The following is a 12,071-nucleotide window of genomic DNA, read 5'->3' as shown; positions in this document are numbered from 1 at the left end:
TACAAAGAATAGACTGGATTTGCTCTCTAGAGCTCTGGTTCTCTTCCTTGAGCAGGCGCCTGGAGTACTTCAGAAGAGACTTCCCGGCGCTTGATCTTCAGCTCGCTGACGATGACCGCAATCACAATGAACAAACCGCCTAACAAGGCAATGGCGGGCAAACGCTCCCCCGCGACCCGGCCAACGACGCCGGCCCAGACTGGCTCGCCGGCATAGATCAGCGTTGCGCGGGTAGGCGAAACCGTTTTCTGTGCCCAGTTCATCGCCATTTGAATCACCGCACTCATCGCGCCCAGGCCCAGCGCGCTAAGCAGCAATAGCCAAGAAAAGTCTGGCACAGGCTCCTGAGTTGGCACCACCATCAAGAATGACAGCGCCGACGCGGTTGCCAACTGCACCACGGTCACCCGCCGCACATCGACTTTGCCGGCGTAGCGGCTGATCAGGATGATTTCCGCCGCAATTGCTACAGCACTGACCAAGGTGGCGATTTCACCGGCGCTGAACTGCAGCGAACCACCTTCCGGACCCGCCAGGAGCATCAAGCCCACAAAGGCCAAGCCGATTCCCAGGCTTGGCATCAGGCCCGGGCGCCGCCCCAGCACCAACCACTGCAGCAGTGGCACAAAGGGCACGTATAAAGCGGTGATGAATGCAGACTGGCTGCTGCTGATGGTTTGTAAGCCATAGGTTTGCAAGCCATAGCCGAGCATGATTGATACGCCGATCAGTACCCCTGCTTTCAGTTCAGTGACCGTCAACCCCGCCAACGCGCGAGCTGACACCAGGCCGACAAACAGGGTAGCGGCAGCAAAGCGCAGCCCAACGAAGAACATTGGCCCGCTGACGGTCATGACGTTATGCACTAACAGGAAGGTGCCCCCCCATAGCATGGTGATAAACACCAGTACCAGTTCGGCCTTGCTCAGCCGGAAGGAAACAGTAGGGCGTTCTGCAGTGTTGAATGAGGTCATGGCCTTGCACACGGAAGAGGAGCGACGCACAATTGCGGCGATGTGGGCAGTATACTGCGCAAACCCAACAAGTGAGCAATATAGTGCACAAAGATTCCACTCAGCGCGCTTCAGTGCTGCAACATGTCAGTCAGAATATTCGCCGCCTGCGTCATGCAGCGGCGCTTAGCCAGAGCGCTTTGGCGGAAAAATCGGGGGTTAGCCGACGTATGCTGGTGGCCATCGAAGCGGGCGAGAAGAATGTAAGCCTGACTACACTTGACCGTATTGCCGAGGCGTTGGACGCCGCCTTTACCGACTTGATCCAAGCCCCGGACAACCGCGATCCCAGTCGTATCAACGAACTGGCCTGGACGGGAATTCACCCAGGCAGCAGCGCCGTATTGCTCGCCAGTTCGGTTGCCAGTCGCGAAGTCGAATTGTGGGAGTGGCGCCTGGAGCCAGGGGAGGTGTACCAATGCGAAGCAGATGCCGATGGTTGGAGTGAACAGCTGTATGTGTTCGAAGGGTGCCTAACGCTGGTTATCGAAGACCAGCAGCATCGGCTGCAGGTCGGCGACTTTTTCAGCTATGCCAGTAATCGCATGCATATTTATCGCAATGATGGTGAGGTGGCGACGCGGTTTGTGCGCAATGTGGTGATTTGAGCGAAGACATCGCGGGGTAACCCCGCGAGCAGTAGTGACAAGCAGGCCCGGTGAGATTAGAGGTTTTTGCCGGCCAGGTAGTCCTCGGTAGAAACAACTGTGGCATAGGCAAATGCCAGGGCTGCCATATAGGCGGTATGGACTTGAGCTGCAGGAACGCTGACGCCGTTAAATTCCAGGTCGCGGGTGGCGCAGGCATCGTGGATCACGCTGACTTTATAGCCCATGTCTGCGGCGGCACGGGTGAAGCCATCGATGCACATATGGCTCATGCTGCCAACTACCGTCACCGCTCCGATGTCATGCGCGTCCAGCACAGCTTTGAGTTCAGTGTTCAGGAACGAGTTGACTTTGTGCTTGAGCACCACCGGTTCATTTGGCAGGGGGGAGACTTTGGGGTGGATAAGCGCGCCTTCGGAATCAGGGGTGAAAAAAGGCGCGTCATTGGACTCGAACTCATGGCGTACATGCACTACCAGCTCACCCTTGGCTCGGCTTGCCTCAAGAATCCGGGCAGCTTGATCGGCTGCCTGTTCTGCACCATCCAGAGTCCACTTGCCCCCTGGGAAGTAGTCGTTCTGAATGTCGATGATGATCAGCGCGTGTTTGCTCATTTTCAAATGCCTCTTGTACAGAGTGGTTGTGGTGTGGTGATAGTTATAGGCTTGAGTGATGCGCTTGCGCATTGGCGCGAACGACAAATTGGCGGGAAAAACTGACAATGGCCAAAGACTGCGGCACGCTGGAAATCGGTTTGCTGGTCTATCCCGGTGCGCAGCAGGCGGCGGTGCATGGGTTGACCGATCTGTTCGCCATTGCCAATCGCTTGCGCCACGAACTGGGGGCTCTGGAGCGGCCAGTGCTACGTATCAGTCATTGGGGTGAAGACCAGGCCGGGCAACTTGCAGTGCTCTATGACAGTCATCCCGAGGCTCATCATCAGCTCCGGGTAGTGATCATTCCGCCGAGCCTGACTCAGGCGCCATCCCCCGAGTTGCTTGAGCGATATCGAGAAGCGCTGCGTCGATGGCATCGTGATGGGGCATTGTTGGTGTCAGTGTGTGTCGGGGTATTTTTCATTGCCGCCAGCGGCCTGCTTGATGGCCGCCCAGCCACGACTCATTGGAACTTCGCCCAATCCCTGGTCGAGCGCTTTCCAGCGGTCAAAGTCGAAGCCAATCTGGCGCTGCTCGATGACGGCGATATTATGACTTCGGCTGGGTTGATGGCCTGGACTGACTTGGGTCTGAAACTGATTGAACGTTACCTGGGCGAGACCCTGGCCGCCGAGACTGCGCGCTTTCTCGCGGTAGATCGCAGCAGCGCCAGCGCGCGGCCGGGGAGTACCTTCGAGCCACGCCTGGATCATGGCGATGAGGCCGTGCTCAAGGTTCAGCACTGGCTGCAAAGCACTGGGGCGCGGGATGTGAGCCTGAAAATCATGGCTGATTGTGCAGGCTTGGAGTCGCGTACTTTCTTGCGTCGTTTCCGCAGTGCCACCGGCCTCAAGCCTACGGAATACTGCCAGCAGGTACGGGTCGGTCGCGCCTGCCGGATGCTCGAGTTCACCAACCGCAGCATCGACCAGATTGCCTGGGGTGTGGGCTACCAGGACCCGGGCGCCTTTCGCAAAGTCTTCCTCAAGCTGACCGGGCTTGCGCCCAGTGACTATCGACGTCGAGTGATCGAAAGCATCGGCTGATCCTGAATATCCGGGCCGGGTTCCAGCAACTGCGGACCTGGACCCCGTTCACTCAACTGGTCATCACAGTTGCGTAACGGACAACTCTGCAACGACATGCAGCCGCAACCTATACAGCCATCGAGCTGGTCGCGCAGTGCCAGCATTTTGTCGATGCGTTGGGTCAGGTCCTGGCGCCACTGTTCGGACAGCCGTTGCCAGTCCGCGATACTTGGCGCGCGGCCCACGGGTAATGTCTGCAGCGCGGTGTGAATGCTCGCCAGGGGGATGCCCAGGCGCTGGGCCATCTTGATCACCGCAACCCTGCGCAAGGTTTCGCGCGGGTAGCGACGTTGATTGCCACCGCTGCGGGTGCTGTGAATCAGTCCTTTGCTCTCATAGAAGTGCAGAGCGGTGACCGCAACACCGCTGCGGGCAGCCAACTGGCCGACGGTCATGACCTTCTCTGCGGTGCAAGGTTGCGGCATGCTGTAAAGTCTCTTGACCTCTAGTTAACTTAAGGTTTTACCCTGCCTGCCGTTGCATCGCAAGTTCAATGGTAGGGAGAGAATGCCCATGACGGCTATAGCGCGTAGTTTGTGCTTTACCCAGATGATCGAATTCGAGGTGATACCCGCACGTCAGTACGCCTTAGCCCAGGCGTTGGCCGAGCGCAGCGAAGTGCTGGCTTCGCAACATGTCGGGCTGGTGAGCGCGAGCATCCAGGCCAGTGATGACGGCTGTCGTGTTCTGCAATACCTGCAGTGGCAATCGCGCCAGGCCTGGGAGGAGGCTGCCAGTAGTTTTGCTCAGGAACCCTTTCTGCAACTGATTCGGCAATACGAGGCCAAAGGCGTTAACTTTGCTGCGTTTCAAACCTTGAGCAACCTGCTGCGCAGCACCACTGATGGGCTGCATTGTCAGTTGCCGTCGGCTCAGGAGTACCAGGGCGAATGGTGCGGGTAGTGATCGAGACGAGCACCGATGACCATCTCGCTGATCCAGGCGCTGAGGATCGAGCTGTAGGCTTTCTGGCTGCGGTCGCTGGATAGCGCATGGTCGGCGCCATCGACGATTCGATGGGTCAGCGAATGCGTACTGACGAACGCCGAACGGTAGCTCATCAGGGTGCTGTGCGGGACATAGTCGTCCTGTTCGGATTCGACCAACAGCACATCTCCGGCGAACTCTGCACACGCCCCGAGGGCACGATTATCGGTGGGGCCCAGCGGTCGCCGGCGGTAATCAGTCAGGCGCTGGCGATCCAGGCCCTGTTTGGGCATGCTCCACTCATCGTCCCAGTACAATGCCGGTACCCGTAAAGCCAGCCATTTGACCGGTCGTAGGCCGGTTAACAGGGTTGCCAAATAACCGCCATAACTGCTTCCAATAACGGCAATGGCGCTGGTGTCGACGGCAGGGTGGCAGACCAATCGATCATAGGCAGCAACCAAGTCAGCCAGATTTTGTTCGCGAGTGACACTCAGGCGCTGGCTCTCGGTTTTTTCGTGACCGCGCAAGTCGAAAGTCATGCACACACAGCCCAGGCCAGTGATTTGTTTGGCTCGCGCCAGGTCGCGCTGCTGACTGCCTCCCCAACCGTGCACGAACAGAATCCCCGGCACCTTGTCACCGGGGCTGACAATGGTGGCGGCAATAGTTTCGTCATCGACATGGATCTCAATGGGTTCACTATGGATGGTCATAGTCGCGCAACCGTGCGTATTTGCAGATTCTTCCGAGTTCACTGTCTTCCCCCTGATAGAAAAGGGTCGCATCGGCGGGCAGCTCGGGCGCGTCGAAGGCTTCATGGGTGGAGGCGCGTATGCGGGTTAACGCGGGGTCTGCAGCAAATGCCTGTAACGCCAGGATTTCTGCGCTGCTGGCACCGCCGATACGCCAGGATTGTTCGAGGACACCGCTGCGGATTTTGCCCTGGCTGTTCAGGCCTTGAGCCACATCGTAGTTGCGTCGTGAAGCAAAGAACCCGGGGAAATTCTGTAGCGCCGCCTGTTCATAGGTCCTGGCCTGGGTGATTGCTAGGCGCAGAGAGTCTTCAAGATGCAGTTGCAACAAGGTGTCGTAGTCGCCGCGGACCAAGACCAGGTCCGAACCGCCATAGATTTCTTCGCCTGCATGGTCGTGGGTCAATTGCTGGGTGCCGTAGTAGCTGCAGAGAATGCCGGCCACCAACGCCTGACCGACACTGAAGGTCTGCACGTCGGTCAGGTTCTCTTCCAGCGTCAGGCCCCACAGGGCCAACTCCTTTTCGTTCAGGCCACTCAGCGCTTGCTCGACTTCCTTCATCGTTGTCACCACGGTTTGACCCCGCCCGGCGGTCGCGCGTACCGGTTTGATCCGTACAGGACCGTCACGCAGCAAAAGGGCCGCGGCGCTGCCAGCGTCTTGCACGCTAAACACCGTGTAGCCGCGCAGCAGGGCATCACTGGCTTGACGGGCAAAGTCATCAGTCCAGCCAAGGGGGTAGCGAGCATTGGCTGGCAAGGGGTGGGATATCGCCTTGGTGGCCATATAGGGCCGGGTGACAACACCGCCGAGCAGGTCCTGGGCTGAGGTGATGCCCATCTCGTGGTAGTGCGGGTGCTGGATCAGGGTTTCGGTGGGCAGGTAATAGAAATTGTCGTACTGCGTCGGTGCTTGAGTAGGGGTGACCACCTGTGTGTCGAGCAATTGCGCCAGACGTTCGGCAAGCTTGAGGTGCACACAGTGTTCGTGTTCGGGCGTGTGCTCGCGCGTGTCGAGCAATACCACGCCTTGCTTGCGGTCAGACGAGCGGGGCATGAGGATTCTCTCGTGCAAAGACTGTAGTGTTGTGAAGGTTTAGCTGCCTAGAAGTTCACTCCGGGCGATCAAGGACGGCGTAAATGTCAAACTAGCCGCCAGTACATTCAACGCCTCGTTACAGTCGCAACGCTTCTGGGCGGTTGCCGGGGACTCAAGCCTGTTCCATTATCAGCGCCAATAACAATGGATGCCGTGGGAGTCAGCATGAACACTCAGTCTTCAGCGCAGGGAGCGGTGAGCACCCGCCTGGCAGCCGTTCGCCAGGTGATGAGCCGGGAAAGGGTCTACGCCTTGTTGGTGCCGTCGGCGGATCCCCATCTTTCCGAATATTTGCCTGGCTACTGGCAGGGACGACAGTGGTTATCTGGCTTCCAGGGTTCGGTTGGTACGTTGATCGTGACGGCCGACTTTGCCGGCCTGTGGGCCGATAGCCGTTACTGGGAACAGGCTGAGAAAGAACTCGCCGGTAGTGGTATCGACTTGATTAAGCTGCAGCCAGGCAAGCTAGGGCCTTTGGATTGGCTGGCTGAGCAGACGCCAGAAGGGGCAGCGGTAGCGGTTGATGGGGCGGTCATGGCAGAGGCCTCGGCGCGCCAGTTAGACGAGCGCCTGCAAAGCCGAAATGCACGCTTGCTGACCACTCTGGATCTGCTTGACGAGGTGTGGGCGGATCGACCGTGCTTGCCGGACAATCCGGTGTACCCACATCTGCCGCCCGAAGCGACGGTGACGCTTGGCGAGAAGCTCGCCCGATTGCGTCAGGCGATGCGCGACCGTCGCGCCGATTGGCACTTCATTGCCACTCTTGACGATATTGCCTGGTTGTTCAACTTGCGAGGCAGCGATGTTTCCTACAATCCGGTATTTGTTGCCTTCGCGTTGGTCAGCCAGGATCAAGCAATCCTGTTTGTCGCCCCGAGCAAGCTGAATGCGCAGTTGCGCCAGGTGCTTGAAGTTGAGGGTGTGCACGTGCGCGACTATACCGAGATCCGGGCGTCCTTGGCCGCAGTGCCGGCAGGCTGCAGCCTGCTGATCGATCCGGCACGGGTCACCCGTGGCTTAATTGCCCATTTGCCCAGTGAGGTACGCTTGGTCGAAGGCCTCAATCCCACGACGCTGGCCAAGTCACAGAAAAGCCCAGAGGACCTGGCGCACATCCGCAATGCCATGGAGCAGGATGGGGCGGCACTGTGCGAATTTTTTGCCTGGTTGGAGGTTGCGCTGGGGCGTGAGACGGTCACCGAATTGACCATCGACGAGCGGCTCAGCGCCACGCGCGCCCGTCGTCCGGGGTTCGTTTCGTTGAGTTTTTCAACCATCGCCGCGTTCAACGCCAACGGCGCCATGCCGCATTACCGCGCAACCGAGGCGTCGTATGCGCGCATCGAGGGCGATGGCCTGCTGCTGATCGACTCGGGTGGCCAGTACCTGGGAGGAACCACCGACATCACGCGGATGATCCCCGTGGGTACGCCGAGCCTTGCGCAGAAGCAGGATTGTACGCGGGTGCTCAAGGGCGTGATCGCCTTGTCGCGTGCGCGTTTTCCGCGGGGGATTCTGTCCCCGTTGCTGGACGCTATCGCACGGGCGCCAATCTGGGCGGATCAGGTTGATTACGGTCATGGCACTGGCCACGGTGTGGGCTACTTCATGAATGTTCATGAGGGCCCACAGGTCATTGCTTACCAGGCTGCAGCAGCACCGCAGACGGCAATGCAGGCAGGGATGATTACCTCCATTGAGCCAGGTACTTACCGGCCAGGGCAGTGGGGGGTGCGAATCGAGAACCTGGTGTTCAATCGTGAGGTGGGGCGCAGCGAGTTTGGCGACTTCCTGGAATTCGAAACCCTGACCTTGTGCCCGATTGATACGCGCTGCTTGCTACCACAGTTGCTGAGCGAGCAAGAGCGCAACTGGCTCAATGATTACCATCAACAGGTGCGAGAGCGTCTGGCGCCCTTGCTCGGTGGCGCGGCATTGCAATGGCTGCAGGAGCGCACGGCAGCGATTTGATCGCGAGGACGTATGCCTGAACACAAAGGGCAGCTATCAAGCTGCCCTTTGTGTTGAATATTCTTTATTTGCAGATCACGATCATGCTGCGGCTGGTGTATCCGGCCGGATTGAGCCCAAACAGGTAGTCACCGGATTCGGCATCGTCATCGCCCGAGCGGGCGATCACCTTGTAACCTTTTGCGCCGCAAGCGGTAGTCGCTTTGCTATTGCATTGGTCCCAGGATGACGAGAGACCGGAGCAGTTGATGTGCAGTCCCCGCTTGCCGTGCTTGACTTGAGTTTTTGCAGTCGCCGCGCACCCGGCAATGGCCAACATGGCCAGGATGAGCAAAATACTTTTCATTCCCGTCCTTAATACGTGCCGGATCTTTCGTCCGGGTCAATGTCTGTTGCGTCTTCGTGATGCTCCGTTGCGTCCCTGTCTTGTCAATTAGATAGCGTTAAGGTTGACGTTCAATGACAGCTTAAAGATCGTCGATGCGCGGCACAATGACCAGTTTGGGTTTAAATGCAAATATTTCTCAAATCAGTCGGCAGCGACCAAGGCTGGGCTTTCCTTGCGCATTGACAGCGTTGCGCCCACCGAAGCGGTAATGATGGCAGCGATGGCCAGCCATTGCATCACGCTCAGCACTTCGCCGAGAAACAGCAATCCCGAGAGTGCACCAAAGGCAGGTTCGATACTCATCAGTGTGCCGAATGTTCTTGCTGGCATGCGTGTGAGTGCAACCATTTCCAGGCTGTAGGGCAGTGCTGTGGAGAGTATTGCCACGCCTAAAGCGATGGGCAGGAGCGCTGGCGTCAGCAAAGCACTGCCTGCGTGAGCAATGCCAATAGGGGCGACGAAGAGTGCGGCGATCATCACGCCCAATGCCGCAGTTTGAATGCCGTTCTCGGCACCTGCCTTTTGCCCATAAAGAATGTACAGCGCCCAACACACGCCAGCGCCCAGTGCATAGCTGGCGCCGACCAGGTCGATTCCGCCGCCACTTTGGCCAATGGGAATCAGCAGCAGCAATCCGACCACCGCGAGAGCGATCCAGAGGAAATCCACTGCGCGCCGGGAAGCGTACAGGGCCACGGCCAGAGGGCCGGTGAACTCCAGCGCTACGGCAATCCCCAATGGCACAGTGCGTAACGACATATAGAAGAGGAAATTCATCCCGCCCAAGGCCATGCCATAGATAATGACTGTGCGCAGTGTGCTGGCGCTGAGGCGGGCGCGCCACGGGCGCAATAGCAGCAGCATGATCACACTGGCAAAGATCAGGCGCAGGGTGGTAGTGCCTTGTGCGCCAACTACAGGGAACATGCTCTTAGCCAGTGAGGCGCCGGACTGTATCGAGGCCATGGCAATCAGCAGTAGGCCGATGGGAAATAACGTGGCGGCCAAGCTACGGGGTTGAGCGTTCATTGTTGAAGACTATTCCTTATATAGGTAGGGCGCGCAATATCGGCGATGGTGGCTTATGATGCGCAAAGCCTGCGAGCTGAGCAATATAGTGCGCATTTTCTTTTATATAGGTTTTTCCAAATTAAAGCTTGACGCTCGATTCAAACGCTCTATAATTCGCCCCACTTCCGGCGCAGTCGGAACGGAAAACTCCTTGAGATTCAACGAGTTAGATGTTCCAGGTAGTGCCGGAGGGGCTTCGATCGCAAGATCGGTAGCGGTGAAAAAGGTGGTTGACAGCGGATTGAAACGCTGTAGAATTCGCCTCCCGCTGACGAGAGATCGCAGCGAGTTAAGCGGTTGAAGTTGAAAGAGAAATTCTGAAAAACTTCAAAATAAACGCTTGACAGACTCTGAGGAAAGCGTAGAATGCGCGCCTCGGTTGAAGCGAAAGGCTTCAACCACCGCTCTTTAACAATCGAATCAAGCAATTCGTGTGGGTGCTTGTGGCTCAGACTGATAGTCAGAAAGATTATCAGCATCACAAGTGGCTGCACGAGAAGTCGAAAGGCTTCGAATTAGTCATTTGAGATTGCTGAGCCAAGTTTAGGGTTTTCTCAAAACCCAAGCAGTATTGAACTGAAGAGTTTGATCATGGCTCAGATTGAACGCTGGCGGCAGGCCTAACACATGCAAGTCGAGCGGATGACGGGAGCTTGCTCCTTGATTCAGCGGCGGACGGGTGAGTAATACCTAGGAATCTGCCTGGTAGTGGGGGACAACGTTTCGAAAGGAACGCTAATACCGCATACGTCCTACGGGAGAAAGCAGGGGACCTTCGGGCCTTGCGCTATCAGATGAGCCTAGGTCGGATTAGCTAGTTGGTGAGGTAATGGCTCACCAAGGCGACGATCCGTAACTGGTCTGAGAGGATGATCAGTCACACTGGAACTGAGACACGGTCCAGACTCCTACGGGAGGCAGCAGTGGGGAATATTGGACAATGGGCGAAAGCCTGATCCAGCCATGCCGCGTGTGTGAAGAAGGTCTTCGGATTGTAAAGCACTTTAAGTTGGGAGGAAGGGCATTAACCTAATACGTTAGTGTTTTGACGTTACCGACAGAATAAGCACCGGCTAACTCTGTGCCAGCAGCCGCGGTAATACAGAGGGTGCAAGCGTTAATCGGAATTACTGGGCGTAAAGCGCGCGTAGGTGGTTCGTTAAGTTGGATGTGAAATCCCCGGGCTCAACCTGGGAACTGCATCCAAAACTGGCGAGCTAGAGTAGGGCAGAGGGTGGTGGAATTTCCTGTGTAGCGGTGAAATGCGTAGATATAGGAAGGAACACCAGTGGCGAAGGCGACCACCTGGGCTCATACTGACACTGAGGTGCGAAAGCGTGGGGAGCAAACAGGATTAGATACCCTGGTAGTCCACGCCGTAAACGATGTCAACTAGCCGTTGGAATCCTTGAGATTTTAGTGGCGCAGCTAACGCATTAAGTTGACCGCCTGGGGAGTACGGCCGCAAGGTTAAAACTCAAATGAATTGACGGGGGCCCGCACAAGCGGTGGAGCATGTGGTTTAATTCGAAGCAACGCGAAGAACCTTACCAGGCCTTGACATCCAATGAACTTTCCAGAGATGGATTGGTGCCTTCGGGAACATTGAGACAGGTGCTGCATGGCTGTCGTCAGCTCGTGTCGTGAGATGTTGGGTTAAGTCCCGTAACGAGCGCAACCCTTGTCCTTAGTTACCAGCACGTAATGGTGGGCACTCTAAGGAGACTGCCGGTGACAAACCGGAGGAAGGTGGGGATGACGTCAAGTCATCATGGCCCTTACGGCCTGGGCTACACACGTGCTACAATGGTCGGTACAGAGGGTTGCCAAGCCGCGAGGTGGAGCTAATCTCACAAAACCGATCGTAGTCCGGATCGCAGTCTGCAACTCGACTGCGTGAAGTCGGAATCGCTAGTAATCGCGAATCAGAATGTCGCGGTGAATACGTTCCCGGGCCTTGTACACACCGCCCGTCACACCATGGGAGTGGGTTGCACCAGAAGTAGCTAGTCTAACCTTCGGGAGGACGGTTACCACGGTGTGATTCATGACTGGGGTGAAGTCGTAACAAGGTAGCCGTAGGGGAACCTGCGGCTGGATCACCTCCTTAATCGACGACATCAGCTGTTTCATAAGCTCCCACACGAATTGCTTGATTCATTGAAGAAGACGATATCGGTAACAGCTCTTAACTGGGTCTGTAGCTCAGTTGGTTAGAGCGCACCCCTGATAAGGGTGAGGTCGGCAGTTCGAATCTGCCCAGACCCACCAGTTTCTTGTTGGGGCCATAGCTCAGCTGGGAGAGCGCCTGCCTTGCACGCAGGAGGTCAGCGGTTCGATCCCGCTTGGCTCCACCACCCCCTTGTTACCGTGTCAAAGCTTAGAAATGAATATTCGGATCGAATATTGATTTCTGAACTTTTTCAGAATCGTTCTTTAAAAATTTGGGTATGTGATAGAAAGATAGACTGAATGGCACTTTCACTGGTGTT

At 57.0% G+C, this 12,071-nt stretch carries 11 protein-coding genes, 2 tRNA genes and 1 rRNA gene; 7 read left to right on the top strand and 7 right to left on the bottom strand.

Annotated elements, in window-relative coordinates; all coding sequences use genetic code 11:
- Positions 1–26: 26 nt before the first annotated feature.
- A complete protein-coding gene (locus tag ACQRAX_RS02190) occupies positions 27–974 on the bottom strand; it encodes a DMT family transporter (RefSeq protein ID WP_412038410.1) in 948 nt (315 codons plus the stop codon).
- Between the two features lie 83 nt (positions 975–1,057).
- Between ACQRAX_RS02190 and ACQRAX_RS02185 the strand changes: the two genes are divergently transcribed.
- A complete protein-coding gene (locus tag ACQRAX_RS02185) occupies positions 1,058–1,621 on the top strand; it encodes a helix-turn-helix domain-containing protein (RefSeq protein ID WP_412038411.1) in 564 nt (187 codons plus the stop codon).
- Positions 1,622–1,677: 56 nt separating this feature from the next.
- Here ACQRAX_RS02185 and ACQRAX_RS02180 read toward each other — a convergent pair whose 3' ends face one another.
- Complete coding sequence (locus ACQRAX_RS02180; RefSeq protein WP_412038412.1) at positions 1,678–2,235, bottom strand: cysteine hydrolase family protein; 558 nt, start codon at positions 2,233–2,235, stop codon at positions 1,678–1,680.
- A gap of 107 nt (positions 2,236–2,342) precedes the next feature.
- On the opposite strand from ACQRAX_RS02180, the gene ACQRAX_RS02175 reads away from it, so the two are divergent.
- Complete coding sequence (locus ACQRAX_RS02175) at positions 2,343–3,323, top strand: GlxA family transcriptional regulator (RefSeq protein WP_412038413.1); 981 nt, start codon at positions 2,343–2,345, stop codon at positions 3,321–3,323.
- Here ACQRAX_RS02175 and soxR read toward each other — a convergent pair.
- Positions 3,290–3,790 carry a redox-sensitive transcriptional activator SoxR gene (gene soxR / locus ACQRAX_RS02170; protein WP_412038414.1) on the bottom strand — a complete coding sequence of 167 codons (501 nt, stop codon included), beginning with the start codon at positions 3,788–3,790 and terminating at the stop codon, positions 3,290–3,292. The genes ACQRAX_RS02175 and soxR overlap by 34 nt on opposite strands.
- 88 nt (positions 3,791–3,878) lie before the next feature.
- Between soxR and ACQRAX_RS02165 the strand changes: the two genes are divergently transcribed.
- Positions 3,879–4,268: an antibiotic biosynthesis monooxygenase gene (locus ACQRAX_RS02165; RefSeq protein WP_412038415.1), complete on the top strand. Its 390-nt coding sequence runs from the start codon at positions 3,879–3,881 to the stop codon at positions 4,266–4,268.
- Here ACQRAX_RS02165 and ACQRAX_RS02160 read toward each other — a convergent pair.
- Both ACQRAX_RS02160 and ACQRAX_RS02155 read right to left on the bottom strand, forming a co-directional pair.
- Positions 4,238–5,008, bottom strand: a complete 771-nt coding sequence (locus ACQRAX_RS02160; protein ID WP_412038416.1) for an alpha/beta hydrolase family protein — start codon at positions 5,006–5,008, stop codon at positions 4,238–4,240. The two genes, ACQRAX_RS02165 and ACQRAX_RS02160, sit on opposite strands and share 31 nt — an antisense overlap.
- Entirely contained in the window at positions 4,995–6,104 is a 1,110-nt protein-coding gene (locus tag ACQRAX_RS02155; RefSeq protein WP_412038417.1) for a DUF3182 family protein, read from the bottom strand. The genes ACQRAX_RS02160 and ACQRAX_RS02155 overlap by 14 nt, the downstream gene beginning before the upstream one ends.
- A gap of 207 nt (positions 6,105–6,311) precedes the next feature.
- Here ACQRAX_RS02155 and ACQRAX_RS02150 point away from each other — a divergent pair, with 207 nt between their 5' ends.
- Entirely contained in the window at positions 6,312–8,120 is a 1,809-nt protein-coding gene (locus ACQRAX_RS02150) for an aminopeptidase P family protein (RefSeq protein WP_412038418.1), read from the top strand.
- 64 nt (positions 8,121–8,184) lie between these two features.
- Here ACQRAX_RS02150 and ACQRAX_RS02145 read toward each other — a convergent pair whose 3' ends face one another.
- Together ACQRAX_RS02145 and rhtA are read right to left on the bottom strand one after the other, a co-directional pair.
- Positions 8,185–8,466 carry a hypothetical protein gene (locus ACQRAX_RS02145; RefSeq protein ID WP_412038419.1) on the bottom strand — a complete coding sequence of 94 codons (282 nt, stop codon included), beginning with the start codon at positions 8,464–8,466 and terminating at the stop codon, positions 8,185–8,187.
- A gap of 183 nt (positions 8,467–8,649) precedes the next feature.
- Positions 8,650–9,537, bottom strand: coding sequence for a threonine/homoserine exporter RhtA (rhtA, locus tag ACQRAX_RS02140; protein ID WP_412038420.1), 888 nt, complete (start codon positions 9,535–9,537; stop codon positions 8,650–8,652).
- Between the two features lie 615 nt (positions 9,538–10,152).
- On the opposite strand from rhtA, the gene ACQRAX_RS02135 reads away from it, so the two are divergent.
- From ACQRAX_RS02135 to ACQRAX_RS02125, 3 genes are all read left to right on the top strand, one after another.
- Positions 10,153–11,689, top strand: a 16S ribosomal RNA gene (locus ACQRAX_RS02135).
- Positions 11,690–11,773: 84 nt separating this feature from the next.
- A tRNA-Ile gene (locus ACQRAX_RS02130) sits at positions 11,774–11,850 on the top strand.
- Between the two features lie 10 nt (positions 11,851–11,860).
- A tRNA-Ala gene (locus ACQRAX_RS02125) sits at positions 11,861–11,936 on the top strand.
- Positions 11,937–12,071 lie beyond the last annotated feature (135 nt).

This window comes from Pseudomonas sp. UM16, from assembly GCF_050312595.1.
Taxonomy (GTDB): Bacteria; Pseudomonadota; Gammaproteobacteria; order Pseudomonadales; family Pseudomonadaceae; genus Aquipseudomonas.
The sequence above is the reverse complement of the archived record's forward strand: the minus strand, read 5'-3'. Positions and strand labels throughout refer to the sequence as shown.

Bases quoted from the DNA above. Each gene is read 5' to 3' on its own strand.
- soxR (WP_412038414.1), bottom strand. From the start codon at position 3,790: ATGCCGCAACCTTGCACCGCAGAGAAGGTCATGACCGTCGGCCAGTTG.
- ACQRAX_RS02145 (WP_412038419.1), bottom strand. From the start codon at position 8,466: ATGAAAAGTATTTTGCTCATCCTGGCCATGTTGGCCATTGCCGGGTGC.
- rhtA (WP_412038420.1), bottom strand. From the start codon at position 9,537: ATGAACGCTCAACCCCGTAGCTTGGCCGCCACGTTATTTCCCATCGGC.
- ACQRAX_RS02180 (WP_412038412.1), bottom strand. From the start codon at position 2,235: ATGAGCAAACACGCGCTGATCATCATCGACATTCAGAACGACTACTTC.
- ACQRAX_RS02190 (WP_412038410.1), bottom strand. From the start codon at position 974: ATGACCTCATTCAACACTGCAGAACGCCCTACTGTTTCCTTCCGGCTG.
- ACQRAX_RS02150 (WP_412038418.1), top strand. From the start codon at position 6,312: ATGAACACTCAGTCTTCAGCGCAGGGAGCGGTGAGCACCCGCCTGGCA.
- ACQRAX_RS02155 (WP_412038417.1), bottom strand. From the start codon at position 6,104: ATGCCCCGCTCGTCTGACCGCAAGCAAGGCGTGGTATTGCTCGACACG.
- ACQRAX_RS02160 (WP_412038416.1), bottom strand. From the start codon at position 5,008: ATGACCATCCATAGTGAACCCATTGAGATCCATGTCGATGACGAAACT.
- ACQRAX_RS02165 (WP_412038415.1), top strand. From the start codon at position 3,879: ATGACGGCTATAGCGCGTAGTTTGTGCTTTACCCAGATGATCGAATTC.
- ACQRAX_RS02175 (WP_412038413.1), top strand. From the start codon at position 2,343: ATGGCCAAAGACTGCGGCACGCTGGAAATCGGTTTGCTGGTCTATCCC.